Annotated in this window: 16 protein-coding genes; 10 read left to right on the top strand and 6 right to left on the bottom strand. The window is 64.4% G+C overall.

What is annotated here, in order from left to right:
• Positions 1-276 precede the first annotated feature (276 nt).
• A complete protein-coding gene (locus J2T07_RS04535; RefSeq protein ID WP_306847626.1) occupies positions 277-2,547 on the bottom strand; it encodes a TonB-dependent receptor in 2,271 nt (756 codons plus the stop codon).
• A 294-nt stretch (positions 2,548-2,841) separates the two neighbouring features.
• On the opposite strand from J2T07_RS04535, the gene J2T07_RS04530 reads away from it, so the two are divergent.
• Entirely contained in the window at positions 2,842-4,272 is a 1,431-nt protein-coding gene (locus J2T07_RS04530) for a porin (protein WP_306847625.1), read from the top strand.
• Between the two features lie 85 nt (positions 4,273-4,357).
• Here J2T07_RS04530 and J2T07_RS04525 read toward each other — a convergent pair whose 3' ends face one another.
• The gene (locus J2T07_RS04525; RefSeq protein WP_306847624.1) at positions 4,358-6,100 is read right to left on the bottom strand and encodes a M28 family metallopeptidase; all 1,743 of its coding nucleotides are present in this window, start codon (positions 6,098-6,100) and stop codon (positions 4,358-4,360) included.
• Positions 6,101-6,514: 414 nt separating this feature from the next.
• Between J2T07_RS04525 and J2T07_RS04520 the strand changes: the two genes are divergently transcribed.
• The 3 genes from J2T07_RS04520 (at position 6,515) to J2T07_RS04510 (ending at position 10,079) form a co-directional block, all read left to right on the top strand.
• Positions 6,515-7,495 carry a helix-turn-helix domain-containing protein gene (locus J2T07_RS04520; protein ID WP_306847623.1) on the top strand — a complete coding sequence of 327 codons (981 nt, stop codon included), beginning with the start codon at positions 6,515-6,517 and terminating at the stop codon, positions 7,493-7,495.
• A 141-nt stretch (positions 7,496-7,636) separates the two neighbouring features.
• Positions 7,637-8,596, top strand: coding sequence for an LD-carboxypeptidase (locus J2T07_RS04515; protein ID WP_306847622.1), 960 nt, complete (start codon positions 7,637-7,639; stop codon positions 8,594-8,596).
• Between the two features lie 79 nt (positions 8,597-8,675).
• A complete protein-coding gene (locus J2T07_RS04510) occupies positions 8,676-10,079 on the top strand; it encodes a chloride channel protein (RefSeq protein WP_306847621.1) in 1,404 nt (467 codons plus the stop codon).
• Between the two features lie 4 nt (positions 10,080-10,083).
• On the opposite strand, the gene J2T07_RS04505 is transcribed toward J2T07_RS04510, so the two are convergent.
• Entirely contained in the window at positions 10,084-10,425 is a 342-nt protein-coding gene (locus J2T07_RS04505) for a hypothetical protein (protein ID WP_306847620.1), read from the bottom strand.
• Positions 10,426-10,624: 199 nt separating this feature from the next.
• On the opposite strand from J2T07_RS04505, the gene J2T07_RS04500 reads away from it, so the two are divergent.
• Genes J2T07_RS04500 through J2T07_RS04490 form a run of 3 tightly spaced genes read left to right on the top strand, consistent with a single transcriptional unit; the run spans position 10,625 to position 12,973 of the window.
• Positions 10,625-11,869 (top strand): histidine kinase, encoded by a 1,245-nt coding sequence (locus J2T07_RS04500; protein ID WP_306847619.1) that lies wholly within the window; start codon positions 10,625-10,627, stop codon positions 11,867-11,869.
• On the top strand, positions 11,862-12,629 hold the full coding sequence (locus J2T07_RS04495; protein WP_306847618.1) for a LytR/AlgR family response regulator transcription factor: 768 nt from the start codon (positions 11,862-11,864) through the stop codon (positions 12,627-12,629). Before J2T07_RS04500 ends, J2T07_RS04495 begins: the two co-directional genes overlap by 8 nt.
• Positions 12,630-12,643: 14 nt before the next feature.
• The gene (locus J2T07_RS04490; protein WP_306847617.1) at positions 12,644-12,973 is read left to right on the top strand and encodes a hypothetical protein; all 330 of its coding nucleotides are present in this window, start codon (positions 12,644-12,646) and stop codon (positions 12,971-12,973) included.
• A 6-nt stretch (positions 12,974-12,979) separates the two neighbouring features.
• Here the strand turns inward: J2T07_RS04490 and J2T07_RS04485 are convergent, their stop codons facing one another.
• Positions 12,980-14,965 (bottom strand): CocE/NonD family hydrolase, encoded by a 1,986-nt coding sequence (locus J2T07_RS04485; RefSeq protein WP_306847616.1) that lies wholly within the window; start codon positions 14,963-14,965, stop codon positions 12,980-12,982.
• 163 nt (positions 14,966-15,128) lie between these two features.
• Here J2T07_RS04485 and J2T07_RS04480 point away from each other — a divergent pair, with 163 nt between their 5' ends.
• Positions 15,129-16,724, top strand: a complete 1,596-nt coding sequence (locus J2T07_RS04480; RefSeq protein ID WP_306847615.1) for a Na+/H+ antiporter — start codon at positions 15,129-15,131, stop codon at positions 16,722-16,724.
• 32 nt (positions 16,725-16,756) lie between these two features.
• On the opposite strand, the gene J2T07_RS04475 is transcribed toward J2T07_RS04480, so the two are convergent.
• Both J2T07_RS04475 and J2T07_RS04470 read right to left on the bottom strand, forming a co-directional pair.
• Positions 16,757-18,295, bottom strand: coding sequence for an alpha/beta hydrolase (locus J2T07_RS04475; RefSeq protein ID WP_306847614.1), 1,539 nt, complete (start codon positions 18,293-18,295; stop codon positions 16,757-16,759).
• 112 nt (positions 18,296-18,407) lie between these two features.
• Complete coding sequence (locus J2T07_RS04470; RefSeq protein ID WP_306847613.1) at positions 18,408-21,434, bottom strand: TonB-dependent receptor domain-containing protein; 3,027 nt, start codon at positions 21,432-21,434, stop codon at positions 18,408-18,410.
• A gap of 548 nt (positions 21,435-21,982) precedes the next feature.
• Here J2T07_RS04470 and J2T07_RS04465 point away from each other — a divergent pair.
• The gene (locus J2T07_RS04465) at positions 21,983-23,131 is read left to right on the top strand and encodes an NAD(P) transhydrogenase subunit alpha (protein ID WP_306847612.1); all 1,149 of its coding nucleotides are present in this window, start codon (positions 21,983-21,985) and stop codon (positions 23,129-23,131) included.
• Positions 23,128-23,439, top strand: a complete 312-nt coding sequence (locus J2T07_RS04460; protein ID WP_306847611.1) for an NAD(P) transhydrogenase subunit alpha — start codon at positions 23,128-23,130, stop codon at positions 23,437-23,439. The genes J2T07_RS04465 and J2T07_RS04460 overlap by 4 nt, the downstream gene beginning before the upstream one ends.
• The last annotated feature ends 1 nt before the right edge of the window (position 23,440 follow it).

Genomic DNA, 23,440 nt, shown 5'->3' with positions numbered 1-23,440 from the left:
AATTTCGTTAAATCCCCTATGACTTATGGCCTATGCCGTGAGGCGCTGTGCTGGTGGGGTGCGTCTGTGGCACCCGTTCTGATGCGGGTTTGGCGGGAAAGGTTTAGGCGGCATCGCTTCGGGAGGAGCCTGTCGCCGACAGGTCGGCTCCCACCAGCCGCGATAACCCGGTGGGAGCCGACCTTGTCGGCGATCCGCGCGGCAGCGCGGCCAGAAACGAAAACGGCCGGCCCCCGAAGGAGCCGGCCGTGACCTACCCATCTACCGTGAGGCCGCTTACAACTCCGCGCGGAACTCCACGCCCACCACGCGCGGATCGTTGACGAACGCGGTGCGGTTGTTGAAGTCGATGCCGCCGGTGATCACCTTCTTGTTGGTGATGTTGCGGCCGTACAGGGCGATCTCGCGCTTGCCGAACTCCCAGTTGTAGCCGATGCGGACGCCGCCTTCGAGGAACGGCTTGCTGCGGAACTCCTGCGAGTCGTACAGGAAGAAGTTCACTTCGCTACGGTAGTTCCAGTCGGTGTACACGAAGAACTCGCCGCTTTCGCCATAGGGGATGCCGTAGCGCGCGGTCCAGGTGCCGATCCACTTCGGCGCGTTGGGCAGTACATTGCCGTCGATCAGCGCATTGCCCGTGGCGTTGAGCGGATCGAGCACGGTGCAGCCACCGCCGCACGGTGCCACAGCGAGGTTGCGGTCCTTCAGTTCCGTATGGTTGTAGCTGCCGCCGGCGGTCATGTAGAACTGCGGCGTCAGGTAGGCCTCGAGGTCGAATTCGGCGCCGTAGCCTTCGGTCTTCTTCGCGTTGATCAACTGCGTGACGTTGGTCGCACCACCCACGGCGGTGAGCTGCTGGTTGTGCATGTTGTACTTGTAGATGTCGGCGTTGAAACGCAGCTTGTTGTCGTCGGTGGTCGACTTGAAGCCGATCTCGTACGAGGTGATGGTCTCCGGCTTCGCCGTGGAGATGCTGTTGGCGAAGTTGATGCGGCCCTGCACGCTCGGTGCGCGGAAACCGTTGGCGATGCGGGCGTAGACGTTCGCGTTCTTCGACAGCTGCCAGGTGCCGGTCAGGTCGCCGCTCCAGCGGGCGTCGGTCGGATCCGAGGTGAGCGGGCCCACCGGTCCGGTGAAACCGAGGAAGCGCTCCGCCTTGAAGTCACGCTTGTCGTGCGACCAGCGCGCACCGGCGCGCACGTCGAACTCGTCGGTGAACTGGAAATCGGCCGAGCCGAACACCGCCCAGGCTTTCGTGCGCTGGCTCTGATCGACCCAGCCATTGAGGACATGGTTGTTCAGGGTGTCGTACGAGAAATTCGTGATCGCGATGTCTTCGTCGAAATAGTACGTGCCCACCTGCCACTTCAGGCGCTCGGCGCTGTCGTTGGACAGGCGGAATTCCTGGGTGATCTGCCGATCCTTCGGCAGCGCATCGGCGGTCTCGGAGTAGAACGGCGTGACGCGGTTGGTGAAGCTGGCCTTGGCCGGCGTGCCCGATGCGTCATAGCCGCCGTCGACGTCGCCGAGGCTGTACGTGGTCGCGCGTTCCAGGCCCGTGATCGAGGCGAAGTTGAGGTCGCCGAAATGCCAGTTCAGGTGCAGGTTGCTGCCCCAGGTGAACAGGTGCTGCTTGTTGCGGCCGTCCTGCGAAACGGAATCGCGGTCGAAGCCGGGAACGAACTGGTCGCCACCCAGGGTGATCGAGTTGGCGCGGTTGACCATCGCGCTGCCATCGAGCCAGCGGCCGTGCACGTTGATCAGCGCGTCGAAGTCTTCCGTGGCCTTATAGAGCGCCTGCAGGCGGATGGCGCGATCGTTGTAGCCGCCGAGATCGTCCTTCTTGCCGGTGTAATCGTTGTCGATCCAGCCGTCGCGATGCTGTGCGAGGGCGGAAATGCGGCCCGACCAGCTCGAGCTGATCTTGCCGCCGATCGCGGCTTCGGCATTGGCCGTACCGTATGAGCCATAGGAAACGCGGGCATAGCCTTCCGTTTCCTGCGTGGGCTTGCGCGATTCGAACTTGATCACGCCGGCCGGGGAGTTGCGGCCGAACAGGGTGCCCTGCGGACCGCGCAGCACCTCGACCTGCTCCAGGTCGAACAGGGGAAAGCCCTTGAGGATCGGATTTTCCTGGACGATGTCGTCGTAGACCATCGACACCGGCTGTGACGCGTTGAGGTCGAAATCGCTGTTGCCGAGGCCGCGGATGTAGAAGCGCGGAAACTCGCGGCCATAGGACGTCTCGGCGTACACGCTGGGTGCGCGGGAAGCCAGTTGCAGCACGCCGTCGCCCGCCTGTCCGAAGGCCTCGAGCTTTTCGGCCGTCACCACCGTCATCGAGATGGGTACCTTCTGCAGGTCTTCGGTGCGCTTTTCCGCGGTCACGTTGATGGTCTGCAGGGTGGCCGTCCGGGTCGGGGCGCTGGATGGCTGCGTGTTGGACGAGGCGTCCTGGCCGATGGCCGCGCCGGCGGTAAGCGCCGTGGCGATGGACAAGGCAATGACGAGACGTCGCGGCATGCGGCGCGAGCTTGCGAGAGACATGTTGTGGTTTTCCGCCTGGATGGGACTGGGTGAGAGTGCCTCGCCGACGACGGCAGGGCCGTCGTCCCCTGGCGAGGGCGCGTCTGGATGGAATTATCCCCCGTGTCACCGTCATGACGAAAGTGTTGCGCTGCGGTAACACGCGTTTGCAACGTGAGGCGGCCGGTGTCACGTAAGTGAAATGCGCGATGGCTACCTTGCGCCGGGTTGGCGTCGATCACGCTATTTCCTGATTTTAATCGCATGATCGACGACGTTTGAGTATTTTCTCAATCCATTCGGAGCAAGCGCGCAATGAAAAGACTTCCCCTGGCTGCCGCCTTCTGGACGATGTGGGGTACCGCGGCGGCCGAGGGTGCCCCCCAGGCGGCCGTGGAGTTGTATGTCGACACGAACACGCGGCAGATCTTCGCGGAGCCGGGCCCGGGCCGTCAGCGCCTGGGCCGGTTCGTGCCGGCGAGCGACGAGACGGCCCCAGCGGCGAGCGTGGCGACGACGGGAACGGCCACCCCGGCAGCCTCCGGCACGGCCGGCACCGCAGCTTCCTCGTCTCCCGCCATCGCCGCAGCCAGACCCGCGTCGTCGTCGGCCAAGGCCTGGTACGAGAAGATCGGCATCCGCGGTTATGTGCAGATGCGCTACAACCAGGAACTCGGCGAGGACGCCAAGGACCTCAAGTCGCCGGGCGATCGCTTCATCGGCCGCGAGCAAGGATTCGGGGTACGCCGTGCGCGCGTCGTCATCAGCGGCGATGTCACCGACAACATGTCGATCTACATCCAGCCCGACCTCGCCAGTACTCCATCGGGGTCGAGCACCACCCACTTCGCCCAGCTGCGCGACGCGTACGCCGATATCTGGCTCACCAAGGACAAGACCTGGCGCATCCGCGCGGGCCAGTCGAAGATTCCCTACGGTTGGGAAGACCTGCAGTCGAGCCAGAACCGTATCGCGCTCGATCGTGCCGATGCCTTGAATTCCGGCGTCCGCGACGAGCGCGACCTGGGCGTGTTCGCCTACTGGTCGCCGAAGGTGGCGAAGGAGCGCTTCGCCTATCTGCAGAAGTCCGGCCTCAAGGGTTCGGGCGACTATGGCGTGATCGGCTTCGGCGTGTACAACGGGCAGGGCGCGAACCGCCCGGATCGCAACGACCAGCTGCATTCCGTCGTCCACTTCTCGTATCCGTTCAAGTTCGCCAACGGGCAGTATCTCGAGGTCGGCGCGGATGCGTACTCAGGCCGTTACAAGGTGAGCACGGCCTCCACGACGATCGGCGGCCGCACGTTCACGCCGGGTGTGGATGCGCCGGAGGCGGGATCGACGGATCGCCGCGTGGGCGCGCATGTCGTGTATTACCCGCAGCCATTCGGGTTCCAGGCCGAGTGGACCGTGGGCAAGGGGCCCGAACTCGACCTCGCCCGGCGAACGATCCGCACCAGGTCCTTGCGTGGCGGTTATGCTCAGGTGATGTATAAATTCGACGGCGGATTCGGTTCGCTGATTCCGTATGCGAAATGGCAGACCTATCGCGGCGCATCCAAGTTCGATACGAACACGCCGCGGATGGAAGTCGACGAACTCGAGGCCGGCGTCGAGTGGCAACCGTCGAACGCGATCGAACTCGCGGTGGCCTACGCGAACATGCGGCGCACGGACGTGAGTACGGCACCGCACCGCAAGATCGACGGGCAGTTGTTGCGAGTCCAGCTGCAGGTCAATTACTGACGACGGAAAGAGAAAGACCGAATCCGGTGTGAGCCGACCCCGCTCCCACGAAGAAGCGGCTCCCACCATGGGGCGGCTACACGGATTATTTCTTCTTCGAGCCGGCCGCCAGCGACTTCTCGCGTACCGCCTTGAACTCGCTGCCGTCCTTCCAAGCTGGCCACATGTCGCTGTTGGCCAGCTTCTCGCCCAGTGCGTAGAACGCCTTCACGTTTTGCGTCACGCCATCGAAGTTCCAGCGCATGTCGTAGACGTCGGTGGGCTGGTGGTAGTGGTTCTTCACGTAGTCGGCCTCGGCCGCCTCGCCGGCAGCCTTCCCGCCGTTCACCATGTCGATGCCGCCACCGGCGGAAAGCGCGGGCACGCCGGCCTTGGCGAAATTGAAATGATCGGAGCGGAAATAGTGGCCTTTTTCGGGTGAGGCGTCGCCGCTGACGACGCGGCCGTCGGCCTTGAGAACCTCGGCGAAGGCATCTTCGAGATCGCTCTGGCCTAGCCCCACCACTTCCATGTCCCTGGTCGGGCCAGTGATCGGCAGGGCGTCCATGTTGATGTCCGCGACGGTCTTCGCCAGCGGGAAGGGCGGGTGCGCCACGTAGTATTTCGAACCGAGCAGCCCCGACTCCTCCATCGTCACCGCGGCGAAGATCACCGAGCGCTTCGGCTTGTCCTGAGCGAACTTGCCGGCGATTTCGAGCAGGGCGGCGATGCCGGTCCCGTTGTCGATCGCACCGTTGTAGATCTGGTGGCCCTTGAGCGCGGGGTCGCGGCCGAGGTGGTCCCAATGCGCGCTGTAGACGATCGCCTCGTCGGGCTTCTCGCTGCCCTTGACCATGGCGATGACGTTGTTGCTGAGCGAATGGGAGATGGTGCTTTGCAGATGGATCGAGGCCTTGGCGTCCAGCGGCACGGCCTTGAAGCCGCGTATATCCGCCTGCTTCGCCAGCTCGTCGAAATCCTTGCCGGCCTTGGCGAACAGCCGCTGGGCCGCCTCGTGGGTAAGCCAGCCCGCGACGGGCAGGCGTGGCGCCGGATCTTCGCTTTCGGGGAGATCCAGCCGGGGCATGGTCCAGCCGCTCTGCACCACGTTCCAGCCGTAGGCGGCTGGCTCGGTCTGGTGGACGATGAAGGCCGCGGCGGCACCCTGCCGGGCGGCTTCCTCGTACTTGTAGGTCCAGCGGCCGTAGTAGGTCATCTCACGGCCCTTGAACAGGCTCGGATCCTTGCCGTTCCAGCCCGGGTCGTTGACCAGGATCACCAGCGTCTTGCCCTTCACATCGATGCCGTCGAAGTCATTCCACTGCGCTTCGGGCGCGTCCACGCCATAACCCACGAAGACGATGTCCGAATCCTTCAGGTCGACATCGGCCTTCGCCTGAAGCGTGCCTGCGACCATGTCCTTGCCGAAAGCGAAGTCTTCGTTGCCGCCGCCTTCGGCGACATCGAGCATGAGCGAATCCTGCCCGTTCAGCGCGGTGGAGACCGCGGGTACGCTCTGTATCCACTCCCCCTTGTTGCCCGGCTCCAGCCCCATCCGCTTGAACTGCTCGATGAGATAGTTCGTAGTGAGACGCTCGCCCAAGGTGCCGGGTTTGCGTCCTTCGTACTCGTCCGAGGAGATGATGCGCAAGTGTGCGGCGAAGTCCCCACCGGTGATCTCGGGGCTGAACTCGTGATGCTCGTTGGCCACGGCGGGCAACGGTGGCGGTGGCGCGGTGGAAGGGCCGGCCGGCGCGGGCGCGGGCACCTGGGCGGTCTTGTCTTCATCGTGGGACTGGCAGGCGGCCAGGGTGAGGACGGTCAGGCAGGCGAGAACGAGGCGTCGCATCGTCGGGGCTATCCCTTATGGACTGGAAACACGGCACCGAGTGTAGCCGCAGCGGAGCCCCGGCTGCCCGCCCTGTCCCAAGCACTAGTTCTGCCAAGTCTTCCAAGGGTTTGTAAGGTCGATACGCTGAATCGGCAAATTCACAAAGTACTGGCATTTGCTCCCATACACCGTTAGTTATAGGCAGCGTCGATGGCTTCATTTGGAAGGGAGTGGCTTCGGCGCATGGAGAGCAAGACCGCAGGTCCAGTGCCTGCGGTATGACGCGGGGGGGTGGGTGATGTGTGTCTTGGGGTGTGTCCGGAAAAGTACGGGCAACGACAGGGGCGTTGCCGGGAAACGGCATCCGCAATGGAGTCCGTTCCCGCCGATGCAGGCGAGGACAACAAGGTCAATTCGCAGGGAGGTAATCGCATGAGCCGTCCTTCCGATGTGCTTGGTCTGGAAGACTACGATCTGGTGACACTAGGTGCTTCGCTGGGCCTTTGCGAAGTGGACTTGTTGACATTGAGCCCTGTGCGACCTCGCGCATCCATCGCATCGAAGATGCACGATGGCGTGACTTATCTCACGGCGCATATCGACTTCGACGTTCGCGGTTCGCTGACGGTTCCCGAAGACGCCTGCATGCTCGTATACCTGCACGAGGCGGGCGAGCGTAGCTGGTGCCAGGGCATCAGCGTGGAGTCGGACATGGCGGTTACCTTGCTGCGGGGAACTCCCACCGACTTCATGTTCGAACGCGGTACGCGCTTTACCATGGTGGTGGCTCCGTACGCGCGCTTCCGCTCGCGTTTCCTGGCATCGGACCACGCCGATGTCGACATGGCCGCGCAACGCCTGCGACTCTTCTCGGTGCACTCCGGTCATCTCAAACGCGCGTACCGGCAGATCGCGAACCAGTTGAAGGAGGCGGGGGATCCGGTCATGGGTCCGATCGAGGATCTGCTGGACGAGCACATCCGCGTCGCCCTGGCCTCGTCGCCCGAAGAGCGGCCGGTGGCATCGCGCGGCAGGCGCGCGCATTACCAGGTGGTGCGCAGGGCCGAACGCTTCATGCGGGCCAACCTGCGTCGCGATATCTATTCGCAGGAGCTTTGCCAGGCGGCTGGAGCGAGCGAGCGCGGATTGCGTTATGCCTTCGACGACCTGCTGGGCATTCCGCCCAACCGTTACCTGGCGATGCTTCGCCTGTGCACGGCGCATCGCAGCCTGGTGACGGCGGAAGCCGGCCGCCGTTCGGTGAAATCGGTCGCGCTCAGTTGCGGCATGTGGGACCTGTCGCGTTTCGCGGAAAAGTACCGCAGCGTGTTCGGCGAACAGCCTCGTGAGACGCTCACTCGCAGCTCGCCGATGGATGACCTTACAACGGCCGAGGAATACGACGGCTGGTGAGGCTCTTCCACATGACGGCGTAAGCTGGCGCGGAAGGATGGAACAGGAGATGCGGGACCTCGGCAGGACGTGCCGGCCACGTTTCGATTGCCTTCTCGGGGCGGTCGAGGTATTGCTAGGCCGAATCACTCACTGCCAGACATGCCGACACGACTCGATATACGGCTCATTGCCCCCTCCGGATACGCGGACGACCGTGCCGCCTGCGCGCGGGGCATCGAACGGCTGCAAGCCGCCGGACACACCGTCCATGGCGGCGACGTGGTCGATCGCGTGATGCTGCGTTTCGCCGGCGGTGACGCCGAGCGCGCCGCGGACATCAACCAGCTGGCGCGAACCGACCGGCCGTTGCCCGATCTCGTCATGGCCGTCTGCGGTGGCTATGGCGCGATCGCCTTGCTCGAACGGCTCGATTATGACGGCCTTGCCGCCCGTTTCCTCGATGAATCCTGCGTGCTGGTGGGGCACGGCGATTTCACCGTGCTCCAGTGCGCGCTCTATGCCCGCAGTGCAATCGGTACCTTGCACGGGCCCATGCTCGTGCGCGATTTCGGCCAGGGTTACCTGCGAGAGAATACCTGGCGGCATTTCTGGCATACGGCGCTGTCGCCACGAACAGAAATGAGCTGGGCCTGTGGTGAAGGGCAACACGACATGCTCGTGGAAGGCACGCTCTGGGGTGGCAACCTCTCCGCGTTGTGCAGCCTGATCGGCACGCCTTACCTGCCCAGGATCGACGGCGGCATCCTCTACGTGGAGGAAACCGGCGAGCAGGCGTACCGTGTCGAACGCATGCTGTACGAACTGAAGTTGGCGGGAGTGCTCGACCGCCAGCGTGCGATCCTCGTCGGCGGGCTCGGCGGCCAGCGTACGAGCGAGTACGACAACGGCTATGACATCGACCATGCGCTGGAGCGCTTCGTCCGCGCGTGTGGCCTGCCGATGTTGCGCGGCCTTGCTTTCGGACACGGTCAGGACAAGTGGACGCTGCCGTTCGGCGGCCACGCGGCGTTGGAAGTGGTCGCGGGCACCGCGAGGTTGGCGGTGTTCGACTACCGCTACGCGAGGGCACCCCTCGACGGATCGACCACATCGGCCTGAGTAGCCGTTCATCTGCCAGCCAGCCACTGCGCCTGGATCCCGTTAGTCTTTGCACGCCGCTTCCCACCGCGTAGTCCCCATGACCGATCCTCTTCACACACCGCACGATCGTGCGGCGATTCCGCTCGCCCCGTCGCTGGAGCAGTCGCTGGTCGACGCCCACATGCCGGCGCGTCTTCCGTTGCTTGGCACGCGCGTACTGCACATCGGTGCCCTCGCCATCCTGCTAGGGCTGGCGGTGGGCGTTGTCGCGAAGTTGTTGACCATGCTGATCGGATTGATCACGAACCTCGCGTTCCACCAGACATGGAGCACCGCGTTCGGCCGGCCGGCGGGCCATCATCTCGGCGCATGGGTGATCGTGGTGCCCGCCGTTGGCGGCCTGGTGGTCGGTGCGATGGCCCGCTGGGGATCGCGTGCCATCCGCGGACACGGCATTCCCGAGGCCATGGAGCAAGTGCTTACGAACGAGAGCCGCATTCCCGCGCGCATGACCTGGCTGAAGCCGCTGTCGTCGGCGGTCGCGATCGGGACCGGCGGACCGTTCGGTGCGGAGGGGCCGATCATCGCCACGGGCGGAGCGCTGGGCTCGTTGCTGGGCCAGCGCCTTCCCGTGACGGCGGACGAACGCAAGACGCTGCTGGCAGCCGGTGCCGCGGCGGGCATGGCGGCGATCTTCAGCGCGCCGGTGTCGGCCGTCCTGTTGAGCATCGAGTTGCTGCTGTTCGAACGCCGCGCGCGTTCGCTGCTGCCCGTCGCACTGGCGGCGGCGACCGGTACCGGCGTGCGCTTCGCACTGGAAGGTCCGGGGCCGGTCTTTCCCATGCCCGCGCTCGCCGCCGTCGCACCGCAAGCGCTGCTGGTCTATGCGTTGCTCGGGATAGTGATGGGTATTGCCGGCGTCTTCGTCACGCGCCTCGCCTACGGTATCGAAGACGCGTTCGAGAGGCTGCCCATCCACTGGATGTGGTGGCCGGCGCTGGGCGGGCTGGTCGTCGGCGCGGTCGGGTACGTGATGCCCGAGACGCTCGGCGTGGGCTACGAGAACATCACCGCGGTCATTTCCGGCCACCTCGGCATCATGGCGATGGCGTTGCTGGCCGTGGCCAAACTCCTTTCATGGTCCGTGGCGCTGGGCAGCGGCACGTCGGGTGGCACGCTGGCGCCACTGTTCACCATCGGTGGAGCGCTGGGCGGCGTCTGTGGATGGGCACTGGCCACGTGGCCGCCGCTGCAGGTGGATCCACACATGGCCGCCTTGATCGGCATGGCGGCATTGTTCGCCGGTGCCTCGCGTGCGCTGATGACGTCGGCGGTGTTCGTCTTCGAGACCACGATGCAGCCGCACGCCTTGTTGCCCTTGCTCGCCGCCTGCACCACCGCTTATCTGGTATCCGGGCTGATGATGCGACACACGATCATGACCGAGAAGATCGCGCGGCGCGGTGTGCATGTACCCACCGATTTCGGGGTGGTTCCGTAGATCGTCAGCCCAGGGCGGTGTACTGCGTCGCGCCGATCACGCCGATGAAGACGATGGAGAGCATCCAGAAGCGGGCAGGGTCGCGCCACACGCAGACACCGAGGCAGACCACCCCCAGCACGCACGACACGATGCCGGCGGCGGTGAGGCCGAGCGTGACAAGCGACGGGTCGCCACCGCCCGAGGCCAGCAACATGGGGCGGAAGATCGCATACCAGGCAAGGACCAGGCAGGCCCCACCGACGATGCCCAGCAGCCAGTTGGCGGGATGATGCTTCGGCAAGGTGCGGATGCCGAGGAAGATCGCAAGTACGACGACAGCGAAAACGACGAGCAACAAGGCCATGCAGTAACCCCTTTGTCGTGGCTTGCGGTCCCCACCGCGAAAGCCGTTTCCCGAGGATGGCCCATCGGGCGGCCCAGGTCATGCTGCGCCGCGCAAGGCGGGCGTTTCGTCGGCGCATGCGGCGTTTCGTCGGAACAACTGCCAGGCAGCGCGAAGCGCGTCGTATGCTCCACGCCAATGCAGGGTGGGAGTACATGTGATGGCAAGCCTGAAGTTCCTTGGACGCATCATCGTGGCGTGGGTGGCGGCGCTATGCGTGCTAGTGGTCGTATGGTCCGGAACCGGCTGGAATCGCGGCGAATTTCCGTGGATATTCACGCTGGCGTGGTTCGTTGGCCTGCTCGTGGCGCTGGCTCGTGGCGTCACCCATCTTTACCGTGTCCGGGTGATCGCGGGCCGCGTCGATGCGGAGACCGTGTCCAACCGGCAACGCCGCCGCGTGGAAGTGCCTTATCTTGCCGACGAGGCTTTCGCCATCGTCGACGAGGTGATCCGGGAACTGCCGAATGTGCACGATGTGAGCGGAACACGCGGTGGGCTCCAGCTGCGCGCGATCATTCGCCAGCAGGCCAGCGATCAACCACGCCGCCGTGCACGGCCACAGTGGCAGGCATCGCTCGACCGTCACACGAAGATATCCGCCACGATCACGCCGACGGATGGGTCCAGCAGCGTGATGTTCGTTTGCGAGCCGGACAGCGGCGCATGGACCGACTGGTTCAATCCCGATGGTGGCGCGTCGCTGGAATGCGTGGAAACGCTGGTACGGGCCACCACGCAGCGCCTGTCCGAACGCCGCAACCGCGAGCGTGCCGATGTACGCCAGACCGCGATGGAAAAGGAACTGACCGCCGCGCAGCTCGGTCTCCTGCAAGCGCAAGTGGAACCGCACTTTCTCTACAACACCCTGGCCAGTGCGCAGGAACTGGTTCGTACGGACCCCGCGCGTGCCGACCGGATGCTCGGGCACCTCATCGATTACCTGCGCCGCTCGCTGCCGCGCACGGACGGTTCGCTGTCCACCCTGGGGGAGGAACTGGAGCGTTCCACCGCGTGGCTGGAGATCATGCGCTTGCGCATGGGCGACCGCCTCACCGTGCACACGGACGTACCGGCGGATGCGCTGAAGGTGCCCATGCCTTCGATGATGTTGCAGACCCTGGTCGAGAATGCGATCAAGCACGGGCTCGAACCCAAGCCGGGCGGTGGCGGCATCTGGATCCGCGCGGGCGTGGACGGGTCGGGCCTGTCCCTTACGGTCGCTGACGATGGCATGGGCTTCCGTAGCGACGGTGCGGGCACGGGTATCGGCTTGAAGAACCTGCGCGAGCGCCTTCGCCTCATGTATGGCAGCGCCGCGGCATTCTCCATCGGCAACAATTTCCCCCATGGAGTCGCCGCGACCATCACGTTGCCGGTGACGGGAGTGGTCGAACATGCCTAGGTGCATCGTCGCCGAAGACGAGAAGCTGCTCGCCGCCGCCTTGCAGCGCGAGCTCGCCATCGCCTGGCCAGAACTGGACGTGCTGGAAGTCGCAGAGGATGGGGGCGCCGCGCTGGAAGCCATCGCGTCGCACCGTCCCGAGGTCGCCTTCCTCGACATCCGCATGCCCGGACTCACCGGGATGGAAGTGGCCGCGGCGGCCGCCGAGGCAAGCCCGGACACCCTGGTCGTCTTCATCACCGCGTACGATCAGTACGCCGTCGATGCCTTCGAACGAGGCGCCGTGGACTACCTGCTCAAGCCGGTTACGCCGGACCGGCTCGCGCAGACGGTGGCTCGCTTGCGCGGCCGCCTCGCCGACGCGGCACGGCACGTGGGGCGCGCGGCGCGGGTCGCGCGCGATATCGGCGCGCATTTCGATCGTCCACCCGACGAGCCGCTGACGTGGCTCACCGCCAGCACGGGACGCGCGACACGCCTGATCCTCGTCGATGACGTGATCTACTTCCGCGCGGACAACAAATACACGCTGGTGGCGACCGCCGAGGGCGACGCCCTGCTGACGAGGCCGATCCGGGACCTGCTCCGGCAGCTCGACCCGAAGATCTTCCGGCAGATCCACCGTTCGACGATCGTCAACCTGCGCCAGGTCGCCTCGGTGGAACGCGAGGATACCGGCAAGGGTTGCCTGCGGCTACGCGGCCGTCCCGAAACCCTGAGCGTGAGCCAGCCGTTCATGGCCATTTTCCGCGCCATGTGACGAAGGAGACTTCCATGCGCCTGTTCCTTGCCATCGTCTATTGCTTCATGAGCCTCGCCGGTTGCACCGACGCGCAGAACCGCACGATCGTGGCCACATCCCGGGAAAACGGCGCGGTCACCCTGGACAGCCGCACGGAAGTGCGCATGGGCCGCGCGCGCTTCGCCTGCCAGGCGAGCAGCGCGGGGCGCTGCTACTACACCGTGTTCGATGGCGCGGCCGAGGTGAAGGCCTTCTCGCTTGCGGTATCGGAAGAACGACTGGTCGACCGGCTGCCCGCGGGTTTCGCGCAGTGCGTGACGACCACGGCGGAGAAAGTCTCCGCCGGGTGCAAGCCGGTCTGATCCGGGTTACGGGTTGCTTCGCGGCACCACCGTGAAGGTGATCTTCGACGGGTGGGCAGCGTCGTGGTGCACGGCATTGTGCGCGATCACGCCCTTGGCCTCGTCGTAGTTGTTGCCCCCTGTGTTGAGGTTGCGGTCGAAGCGTGGGAAGTTGCTGCTCGATACCGCTATCCGGAGCTTGTGGCCGGCGAAGAAGAAGTTGCTCGTGTCGATCGGCTGGAAGGTCACCTTGTAGACCTCGCCGTCCTTCATCCACACCGGCGGCTTGTCGTATCCCTCGCGGTAACGCATGCGCTGGATATTTTCGGTGAGGTTGAAAGCGCGGCCGTCCGGATAGACGTCCATCACCTTGAAGGTGAAATCGGTGTCCTTGGCGTCCGACGATACGTACAGCGTGACCGTGATCGGCCCGCTCACTTCGGTGCCTTCCTTGAAGGGCTCCGAATCGTAGACGAGGATATCGTTGCGGGTGAGCTGCGGGTTCTGGTCGAACGAGCCGAATTTCACCGCCGTGCCCTGGCAGCACCCGCCGCCACCGAGCGTGGTGACCGGATTGGCCGGATCGTAGAGGAAGTGGTCGGGATGGTCCGTGCCATCCGTCGTGCCGACCAGCTTGCCGTCGCCGTACAGTGTGTTGGCTTTGCCGCCGCTGGTGAGGAAGAGCTCGCGCGTGGCGGCGCCGGCGGGAGGCCACGTCGACGAGTTGCGCCACTTGTTCTCGCCCATCACGTAGTACATGACCTTGGGCTGCTTGTCGACGACGGGGCTATCCACGCCCTTGAGGAACTTGTCGAACCAGCCGAAGACCAGGGCTTCATAGTCGAAGCGTGCGTCACCCACGTCGAGGTCACCGATGACGGTGTGCTCGGTCGCGCGCGTATAGGCGCAATGCAGCACCGGCGCGATGATCGCGTACTGCTGGTCCGCGACGTCCTTGGACGCCGTGGCGCGCACGTGGTTGTAGGCCGCGAGGTTGGGCGAAACCGACACGTCGAACCAGCTCATGAACCACAGGCCGGGTTTGTCGATCTTCATGTCGTCGTGCCACAGGCCGCCCTTGTACCAGGCGGGGCTGTTGGGCGTGCGCGCGATCATGTTGCCGCCCGTCGGCACGTCCATCGCATCGGCGAAGATGCCCTTGGGGCCGTCGACGGACTTCATGATGTCCTTCTCGGGGAGCACCCAGAAGGCCTTGTCCCAGTCGGGTTCCGGCGGCTGCGAATCGAGGTCGAACATCTTCGAGGCGCGGATGAGGTCGGCCTGCGACAGGTTCGCCGGGAACGTGGGGCGCACCTGGTTCTGTTCCTTGTAGAGCCAGTCGATGAAGAGCATCTGCACGGCGCCGCCGCGATACCAGTTGCCCTGCTCGTAGTAGGGGCCGACGCGGCCCACGCCGGCGCCGAAGCCCTGCACGTTGAACGTGGCGAGGCCCGGCTCGTTCTGCGCGACGACGGCCATTTGCCACTCGGCGGTTGACGAGCATCCGGTGGTGCCCACCTTGCCGTTCGACCAGGGCTGCGAGGTCATCCAGCGAATGGCATCGACGCCATCGCTGAGCGGCGCGCCGAGGATCTCGTAGTTGCCTTCGGAGAAGTAATGGCCACGCTCGTTCATGTCGACATAGGCGTAGCCGTGCTTCACCGCCGCGAGCTGGCGGCTCATGTCACGTGGCGCACCGAGCTTCACGTCCCAGAAATTGAAGTTGTACGGCGTGCGCACGAAGATGGTCGGCACCTTGCCCGAGGCATTCTTCGGGCGGTACACGTCGGCGGCCATGCGCTTGCCATCGCGCATCTTCACCATCACCTTGCGGTCGACCACCGCGATGGCCTCGAGTTGCCGCTCGATGTCGTTGCGCTTGGCGATGGTCGCCTTCTGCTCGGGCGTCAGCACGGTCTGCTGTGCGGCGACGGGGCCCGCCACGAGGGCGAGGCAAACGGAAGCCACGCCGACCGACAACGCGGTCCTGGCATGGTAGAGGGCAGGGCGCATCGGTCGCATCAGGCGGGCCTGTTTTTCAGGGACGGTTCATCGAGTCTGGCAAAATGTCCCCGGCAGGTAAATGCATGACTTCCGGCAGGGGTAGGCGTACAACCGGTCCAATCGGCGGGCCACGCGATACGGATAAGATGCCTCCGATATGCCTGGAGGGCGCATGGCCTCGACCGAAACATTCAAGTTCATACTGATCCTTCTTGTCGCGATCCTCGTGCTGGAGTTGATCGCGCGCCGCCTGCGCCTGCCTTCCGCGGCGGCTTTGCTGGCCGGCGGTATCGGCATCGCCTTCCTGCCTGGTATCCCGGAGGTGAGCTTCGATCCGGAGCTGGTGCTGACGATCTTCCTGCCCCCGCTACTCATGGATGGCGCCTTCTATACGGTGTGGTCGGAGTTCCGCAAATACCTCGGCGGCATCCTCTGGCTGGCGATTGGCGCCGTGGTGTTCACCACGTTCGCGGTGGGAGTCACCGTTCACTGGGTGCTGCCTTCCTTGCCGTGGGCGGCATGCTTCGCGCTCGGTGCCGTCGTGTCGCCGCCCGACGCCGTGGCGGCGAAGGCGGTGCTGGGCAAGGTACGCCTGCCGCGCAGGCTGATGGTTCTTCTCGAAGGGGAGAGCCTGCTCAACGATGCGACGGGCCTGGTGCTGTTCCGCTTCGCGACGGCGGCCGCGCTCACCGGGGCTTTCAGCACGCATGAAGCGGTGCTCAGTTTCGCCGCCCTGGCGCTGGGTGGCATCGTCGTGGGTGTGGTGCTGGGCTTCGCCCTGATCTTCGTGCTGCGCCGGATCGACCACCTCTTCCTCGCCATCACGGCTGCCTGTCTTTCGCCCTGGGCCGCGTACATCGGTGGCGAATCCTTGCATGTGTCCGGCGTGATGTCGGTGGTCAGCTGCGGCATCATTTTCGGGTGGTACCAGCACGATGTCTTCTCGGCGCGCGTGCGGGTCAACAGCTTCGCTTTCTGGGAAGTGATGATCTTCCTGCTCGAGGCGCTGGTCTTCATCCTGATCGGTTTCTCGCTGCGCGGTGTCGTCGAGCGCATGGGGGGTGTCGGCGAGGCGTTGTCGACGTTGGGAATGCCCATTCTCGCCGTGCTCGCCGCCGTCATCCTGTCGCGCTTTCTCTGGATCTACGTTACCGAGTACTTGCGCGTGCCGCTGGCGCGCATGGTGGGGCGCAAACCCGTGCCGGCCTCGGCGAAGGCCTCGTTCCTGCTCAGCTGGGCGGGCATGCGGGGCGTGGTGACGCTGGCGATCGCCTTGTCGCTGCCTGAGGCCATGCCTGGCCGCGACCTGACCATCGCGGCGGCCTTCGCCGTGATCCTGGTCACGGTGGTGGTGCAGGGCGGGACGATCGCCCCGGTCATCCGTTGGCTTCGGCTGGATGCCGGCGAGGGGGCGGAACGCACGCACCTGACGGAAGCGCAGGCTTCCGTGTTCATCGATAACGCCCAGCTCGCTGCCGTAAAAGCGCGTGCCTACGATGACGAAGGGCGTTTGATCCATCCCCGCCTGCTGGAGCAATACACCTATCGCGTGACGGTCGCCGAACGCTACAGCAAGGCCCCGCATGCGAACGAAGGGGGCCGCGCGGCGCATTACGACGTGGTGCTCGCGGCCATCGCCGCGGGTCGCAGCGAGCTGCTGCGCCTGCATCGTTCCGGACAGATCCACGACGAGTTGCTGCACTACATGGAGCGCGACCTCGACCTGCAGCAGATCGAAGCCGAGAACGACCGGCAGAGCCCGACTTGATCGGGCCGGGCCGCTGAAGCCGGAGGCCGCGTTCAGGAAGACCGGGCAGGCGGCGCCGAGGTCGATGTCGGCGGAACGAAGGAAGGTACCTCGAAGTCCGGAACCGGAAGGGTGACCTCGACGGGCAGTCCCGATGTTTCCCCGGTGGCGAGGAACCCATACACGGCTTGCTTGGCCGTTGGTTCGTTCCGCAGCTGATAGAACGCGCCGTCGTGCGAGCCGCGATGAACCAGGATGGCATGACCCTTCGGGAAATAGGGAAGCAGGCCCAGGGTGTTCTCGACAGGCGTCGAGGTGTCCCAGTCGCCGTGGATGAAGACTACGGGTATGTCGGACACGACGGGCTTGCGTACCTTGTCGCCCATGTCCACCGTTGGCCAGTCGGCGGCCGAAGCGATATTTCCTTCGAAGTTCCAAGCTCCCAGCATGTCCAGCGCGGGGTCGGTGCGCAGGAGGTGTTCGCGTTCCGCGCTGACCCCCAGACTGCTATCCGCCAGCGGACCTATCAGGGTCCTCGGCCCTGGCTTGCGGTCGCTGGCGACCTCGCGGGCCCAGGCCTCGTAGTGCCGGTGGTAGAGCGAGAGGATGAAGGCCGGCCATTCCGCGCTTTCCTGTGTGTGCGACAGGAGGGCCTGCTGGAGATCCTGCGCACCGAGCACGATGCGCCGTGACGTTCCGTTGTCTTCCTTGAACGTGACGGTGACGGGGCTGCCGGCGAAGCGCTCGTGGAGCGCCTTCACGGCCGCCATGAGCCCACCCTGCGGTAGATAGGGCGCCAGCGACGGTGCACGGTCGGCATCGTAGGCGATGCGTTGCAGCGCGGCGTACACGTGCGAAGGCATGTCGTAGCCGTTGTCCAGTGGCTCCACGCTGGAGATCACGGCGCGGCTGACGATGCCCGGGTGCAGCCGCATGACCGCCAATGCCCATTGCGAGCCGAAGCTGCCGCCGAAGAGGCTGATCTTTTCATAACCGAGCGCGCCGCGGAGGTCGTCGATATCGCCCGCGAACTCGCCGATGTCGTAGCCGGAGAGATCCTTACCGGGGTAGGCCGCGATGGCGGCCTTGGCATCCGCCCGCATGACGGCCACGTCGTCGCGCACGGAACCAGGGTGATCGTCGGGCAGGGGCTTCGAGGGAATGGTCAGCATCTCGCCGCGGATGGTGTAGCCACGCTGCTCGATGACGACGAGGTCACCGACCTGGCCGAAGGTGAGCCATGAGCGCAGCCGTGCTTTCGACGATGCGTCTGTATCGGTAAAGGCGCCGAGCACGGTCAGCCCCGGTCCGCCGGGGAGCCAGAAGACCGGAGGCGTGCCGGAACGCGTCGACCTCGGTCCCTTGATTCGGGCGAAGCCGACGCCGATGAGCCGGCTGTCCGGCTTGTGCCTGTTCTCCGGTACGTAAAGCGTGCCGATTTCGTATTCCACGGGCTGACCCTTGTCATCATGTGCCGTGTGCCTTTCGACGACGATGTCGCCCGCCTTGTGTTGCGCGGATGCGCACAGGGGCAGAAAGAGGAAGAGCGTCACGGCGAAACGGGGGCCGTACGCTTTGCCGAACGAACGCATATCTGGATCCTTTAAAAAAAACGCCACCGTTGTGCACGGCGGCGAGGGGAGTTTGCAATGAGGGGCCCTCCCTGGCCCGGTTATTGTTGTGATGCCGCGATGATTCTCCAGCTCAGAAATCGTAGCTCGCGGTCAGGCGGGCATAACGAGGCGTCTGGTAGTACAGCCCCGCACCGTAGGTGTTCGACACGGTGAAGCGGTCGTCCTCGTAGACATAGTCATTGAGGAGCGCCTTGCGCTCGTTGGTGACATTGAAGACCTGCAGGCCGAAAGCCAGCTTGTGGTCGGCGAACGCCGGGCGGTATTCGACCGACAGATCGAGCTGCTTGAACCAAGGCATGCGTTGCTCGCCCGGTGCATAGAGCTTGCCGGCGCAGGAGTGGTACGACGAGCCATAGCTGATCGGATCGTCGTCGTTCGGGCCGAAGAAGCCCAGGCAGGACTTCGGCGCACCGGAGGTGAGGCGCATCGAACCGGAGAACATCCATTCCGGGGTCATCTGGTAGGAACCGTAGGCCTTGAATTGGTGCTTGCGATCGTTGGCCAGCAGGCCGTTGCTGTGCACCATGAGTTCCGCGGCATCCCAGTCCTGCGTCTTGGAAATGTCGTTCTGGCCGATATCCGACTTCACCTGGCCTTCCGTGTTGCCGTAGCTCTTGGAGAAAGTGTAGACAGCGCGGCCGAACCACTTGCCGTCGAACGGATGCTCCAGGTAAAGGTCCAGTGAGTAGTACTTGCGCTTGGCACCGGTGGTGAAGCCCCAGTCGTCCTTGGACATCTTCACCTTGGTACGGCCACTGCCGTCGACGTTGGCCAGGCTGAACTCGTTCGAGCGGCCCGGGTTGAAGATCACGCAGCCCGGGATGGTGACGCTGTCCGGATCGATGCCGGTCGCGGCCAGCTTGTCGGCGATGCGTGCGGTGTCGCAGACATCGTCGATCGCCGCACGCAGCTTGCGGACCATGACCTTGGCGCCGGTGACCCAGTCGGGGCCCAGTGTCTTGTCGAAGCCTAGGATGGCTTCGTCCTGGTATTGCGACTTGAGGTCGGTCGCGGTGATCGACTTCGGATCGTTGGGCTGGCCATACTCGCCGTTCGAGGACACCGGGCCGGGGCCGATCGGACTCAGTCCGGTCGGCTCGCCGTTCGGATCGACGCCGGTATACGTGAAGTACTCGTTGGTGAAGGTCGAGGCCGACGCGCCGCGAATGGCAACGCTGTTCGGTAACGCGAGGTAATAACGGCCGAGGTTGCCGTAGATCTTCAGCGAAGAGTCGCCGAAGACGTCCCATGAAGCGCCGATTCGCGGCGCCCACTGGTTACCGCTGTTGACGTAGGTGCGGCCCTGGTCGTTGTAGTTCTTGAACCGGTCGTTGCGGACGCCGATGGTGAACAGGAACTTGTCGGTGATCTGCCACTTGTCTTCGAGGTAGTAAGCCTTCTGATCGACTTCCATGCTCGTGGTCGTGATGAAGATCGTGCGGCGGGTGTAGTAACCGTCACCGCCTGTCGGACCGACGCCCAGGCCAGGGACGAGGGGAACGGTCGGATCGTTCACGTGGCCGTAGGTCCAGAAGTAGCCCGGGCCGGTGGTCGTCACGCCTTCGTCCTGCGCGGTGTACTTCATGTTGTCGATACCGCCGGTCACGCGATGATCGCCGACCTGCCACTCGAGGTCCGCGCGCAGGCCGTGGGTCTTGCTGTTCGCGCCTGGCGCGATCTTCTGCGTGGTGGCCGTGGTGTTGGTGAACGACTGTCCGCCGGTGATCGCCGGGTCCTGGAGGTCGGGACGGCTGATGAAGGGCAGGCCCAGGTCGCCCGGATTGCGCCGGACGTCGGTGGTCTTGCTCTTGCCGTACGTGGCCGAGAACGTCAGGTCGTCGGTGATGTAGCTGGTGTACTTGGCGATACCGTAGGTCGATGAGGTCTTCGTGCTGTCGGGGTAGCGTCCCTGGAATCCGAGGTGTTCGCGCGTGTCGTAGTCGAACGTGGAGTACTTGCCGCTGCGCTCGTCGGCCGAGTTGATCCCGGTCAGTTCGAGGATGTTGCTGTCGTTGATGTTCCAGTCCAGTTTCGCGTAGTACTTCGGCAAGTCCCACTTGTAGTGGTTGGTCGCGTTTGGCGATGTGGTGAACGGGTTGGTGTCGGTGCCTTCCGTCTTCTCCGTCTCCGCGGCGACGAACAGGTACAGCTTGTCCTTGATCAGCGGGCCGCCGGCGTACGCGCTGACCGTGCGCGTCCATTGGGTGTCGCCCGAACGGTTACGGTAGAGCTGGCCGGCGAGCGACGGGTCGGAGTATGCGTAGCCCGCGGGCAGGTTCGCGTTGGCGAAGTACTGATTGCCCAGCTGCGAGCGGGCGAACTTCGGCTCCCACAGGATCTGCGCGCCGAAGTGCCATTCGTTCGTACCGCGCTTGCCGACCTGGCTGATGACGCCGCCCTCCGAGCGGCCATACATCGCGCTGTAACCGCCGGTATAGATTTCCTGCTGGTCGATGGCGCCATACGGCAGGCCCACGCCGCCCAGGTTGCGCAGCGGATCGGCGGTGTTGTAGCCGTTGATGTAGTAGGCGTTCTCGGACACGCCCGAGCCACCGAACGAGACGGTGCGGCCGAAGAAGCCGGCGCCAGGATTCACGCCCGGTGCGAGCAGGGCGATGGATTCGGCGTTGCGGCCGAGCGGCAGGCGAGCGAGTTGCTCGGAGGTGACCACCGTGCGCGAGTCCACCGCCGACACGTCGATCGGCGGTAGCGCATTCGCTGTCACGGTGACCGATTCCAACGCCTGAGCGCTGGTGGCGGTGGTGCCGGTGAACGAGACTTCCGATCCCGCACCCACGGTCAGGCCGACGTTCTTGCGGGAATCGACCACCTGGCCATTCTGCATGACGTTGACTGTGTAGCTGCCGAGTGGAAGATTACCGATACGGTACCGGCCGTCGGTACCGACCGTGATCTCGCGGGTCACGCCGGTCGTACCGGATACCTGGATCGTGCTGCCGGGACTGGCCTGACCGAAGATCGCGCCCGTGGTGGCCTGGGCGAGGACGGCACCCGTGCCGCCGAGGCCAACCGCAAGGGCCAAAGCCAGTGCGGAACGACGCAGGACTTGCGCCTGCCGTAAGTCACGTGAATTCATTTACTGCTCTCCCCAGAGTTGGCCCCCAGCGGGCCACAAGTAGCGCATCGGCGGTTGCCGAAGATCCCAATCGGAAAGCATTTCCACGCGCTATTCGAAAATCTTTCCGAATGTTGCAAACGATGGAAAACAAGAAAATGCCGCTCGGTCGCCCGTCAACGGCAGCCCGAACATAAAACTATCGTTTAGAAGTCGTCAATACTTACGATGTGAAGAGGTGCATGCAATTGCGGATAATGCGCCGAAAAACGCTTACGTCTCTGAAATTAGTGAGAATTTCATCTCGTTTTCACGCCGCATGATAATGCGGCCATTCACTCCGCCTATCGAAGTATTCTGCGGTTGAATGATATGAGGAATGGCCCCGGGCGTTGGCTTCGACTGTGTTTTCGGATCATGCGAAGTCGCTTCATTTATTAGGGGAAGTCCGGAGCGTCCACGACACGTCGCCAGCACGCGGTATCCGGAAACCTCGTTCTCTGTTGACCGAGGTCAAGTGATCTACGCGCGGGACGGCCAACACTCTGGCTTTGTCTCGAGGAAACTCAATGGCGATCAAGATCGCTGTCCTGAAAGAACATCTTGCCGGTGAGCGACGGGTGGCGATGATCCCCTCGCTCCAGGCGCGCATCGCAAAGCTTGGCGCCCGTCTGTCCCTGCGGTCCGGTGCGGGGCTCGAAGCCGGGTTTTCCGACACCAGTTACGAGGCGGCCGATATCGCTTCGTCCGATGCCGAGCTGCTGGCCAACGCCCAGGTGGTCCTGGCCGTCCATGCGCCCTCCGCGGAGATCGTCGCCTCGATGCAGCCGGGTTCCTTGCTGATCGGCCTGCTCTACCTGGAACAGACGCCGGAGTTGCTGGAGCAGCTATGCCAGCGACGGATCACGGCCTATGCCGTCGAAAGGATTCCCCGGGTCAGCCGTGCGCAGGCGATGGACGCGTTATCCAGCCAAGCCACCCTCGTGGGCTACCTGGCTCCGTTGCTGGGGGCGCTGGAACTGCCGCGCATCCTGCCCATGATGACCACCGCGGTCGGATCCCTCCGGGCGGCGCGTGTCCTGGTCATGGGGCTGGGAGTGGCGGGCTTGCAGGCCCTCGCCACGGCCCGTCGCCTTGGTGCGGTGACCGAAGGTTACGACGTTCGTCCCGAAACGAAGGAGCAGGCGCAGTCGGTGGGTGCGCGATTCATCGAAACCGGCGTGGATGCGCGCGGCGAGGGGGGATATGCGCGGGCACTGACCGCCGAAGAACAGGCCGCGACCCATGCCGCCTTGACGGAACACATCGCCCAGGCGGACCTGATCATCACGACGGCGAACGTCCCCGGGCGGGCAGCGCCGAGATTGATCGACCGGTCGCAAATCGACCGAATGAAGGTGGGATCGGTGATCGTGGATCTCGCGGCGGAAAGCGGCGGCAACTGCGAAGGCACGGTACCGGGCCAGACCATCCAGGTGGGCCCCGCGAAGATCGTCGCGCCGATGGATCTGATTTCCCGACTCGCACAGCATGCCAGCGAACTTTATGCCAAGAATCTCGCGGCCATCCTGGATCTGGTGCTTGTGGACGGTGCGGTAAAGCTCGACTTCGCCGACGAGCTTATCGCCGGCGCCGTGGTCACCCATGACGGGAACATCGTAAGCCCACCTCATGGACCAGCACCCGCCGGTACGTCGAGCAAGGAAGCGTACGCATGAACGACGCATTGGACATGGGATGGTTGGTGGCCGTGTATCTGTTCATGCTGGCCGCGTTCACCGGGTATGAAGTCATCAGTCGCGTTCCCTCGATTCTGCATACGCCGCTGATGTCGGGTTCCAACTTCATTCACGGGATCGTCGTGGTGGGTGCGCTTCACGCGCTCTTCCATGCCACGACGCTCGCCATGCAAGTGGTGGGTTTCCTTGGTGTCGCGCTGGGTGCCGCGAACGCCGCGGGTGGCTATGTCGTCACCGAGCGAATGCTCGCCATGTTCAAGCCGAGCGCCGGCCGGAAGGAACCGTAGG

The sequence above is a fragment of the Luteibacter jiangsuensis genome (assembly GCF_030812295.1).
GTDB lineage: Bacteria > Pseudomonadota > Gammaproteobacteria > Xanthomonadales > Rhodanobacteraceae > Luteibacter > Luteibacter jiangsuensis_A.
The sequence above is the reverse complement of the archived record's forward strand: the minus strand, read 5'-3'. Positions and strand labels throughout refer to the sequence as shown.

Bases quoted from the DNA above. Each gene is read 5' to 3' on its own strand.
- J2T07_RS04535 (WP_306847626.1), bottom strand. From the start codon at position 2,547: ATGTCTCTCGCAAGCTCGCGCCGCATGCCGCGACGTCTCGTCATTGCC.
- J2T07_RS04530 (WP_306847625.1), top strand. From the start codon at position 2,842: ATGAAAAGACTTCCCCTGGCTGCCGCCTTCTGGACGATGTGGGGTACC.
- J2T07_RS04525 (WP_306847624.1), bottom strand. From the start codon at position 6,100: ATGCGACGCCTCGTTCTCGCCTGCCTGACCGTCCTCACCCTGGCCGCC.
- J2T07_RS04520 (WP_306847623.1), top strand. From the start codon at position 6,515: ATGAGCCGTCCTTCCGATGTGCTTGGTCTGGAAGACTACGATCTGGTG.
- J2T07_RS04515 (WP_306847622.1), top strand. From the start codon at position 7,637: ATGCCGACACGACTCGATATACGGCTCATTGCCCCCTCCGGATACGCG.
- J2T07_RS04510 (WP_306847621.1), top strand. From the start codon at position 8,676: ATGACCGATCCTCTTCACACACCGCACGATCGTGCGGCGATTCCGCTC.
- J2T07_RS04505 (WP_306847620.1), bottom strand. From the start codon at position 10,425: ATGGCCTTGTTGCTCGTCGTTTTCGCTGTCGTCGTACTTGCGATCTTC.
- J2T07_RS04500 (WP_306847619.1), top strand. From the start codon at position 10,625: ATGGCAAGCCTGAAGTTCCTTGGACGCATCATCGTGGCGTGGGTGGCG.
- J2T07_RS04495 (WP_306847618.1), top strand. From the start codon at position 11,862: ATGCCTAGGTGCATCGTCGCCGAAGACGAGAAGCTGCTCGCCGCCGCC.
- J2T07_RS04490 (WP_306847617.1), top strand. From the start codon at position 12,644: ATGCGCCTGTTCCTTGCCATCGTCTATTGCTTCATGAGCCTCGCCGGT.
- J2T07_RS04485 (WP_306847616.1), bottom strand. From the start codon at position 14,965: ATGCGCCCTGCCCTCTACCATGCCAGGACCGCGTTGTCGGTCGGCGTG.
- J2T07_RS04480 (WP_306847615.1), top strand. From the start codon at position 15,129: ATGGCCTCGACCGAAACATTCAAGTTCATACTGATCCTTCTTGTCGCG.
- J2T07_RS04475 (WP_306847614.1), bottom strand. From the start codon at position 18,295: ATGCGTTCGTTCGGCAAAGCGTACGGCCCCCGTTTCGCCGTGACGCTC.
- J2T07_RS04470 (WP_306847613.1), bottom strand. From the start codon at position 21,434: ATGAATTCACGTGACTTACGGCAGGCGCAAGTCCTGCGTCGTTCCGCA.
- J2T07_RS04465 (WP_306847612.1), top strand. From the start codon at position 21,983: ATGGCGATCAAGATCGCTGTCCTGAAAGAACATCTTGCCGGTGAGCGA.
- J2T07_RS04460 (WP_306847611.1), top strand. From the start codon at position 23,128: ATGAACGACGCATTGGACATGGGATGGTTGGTGGCCGTGTATCTGTTC.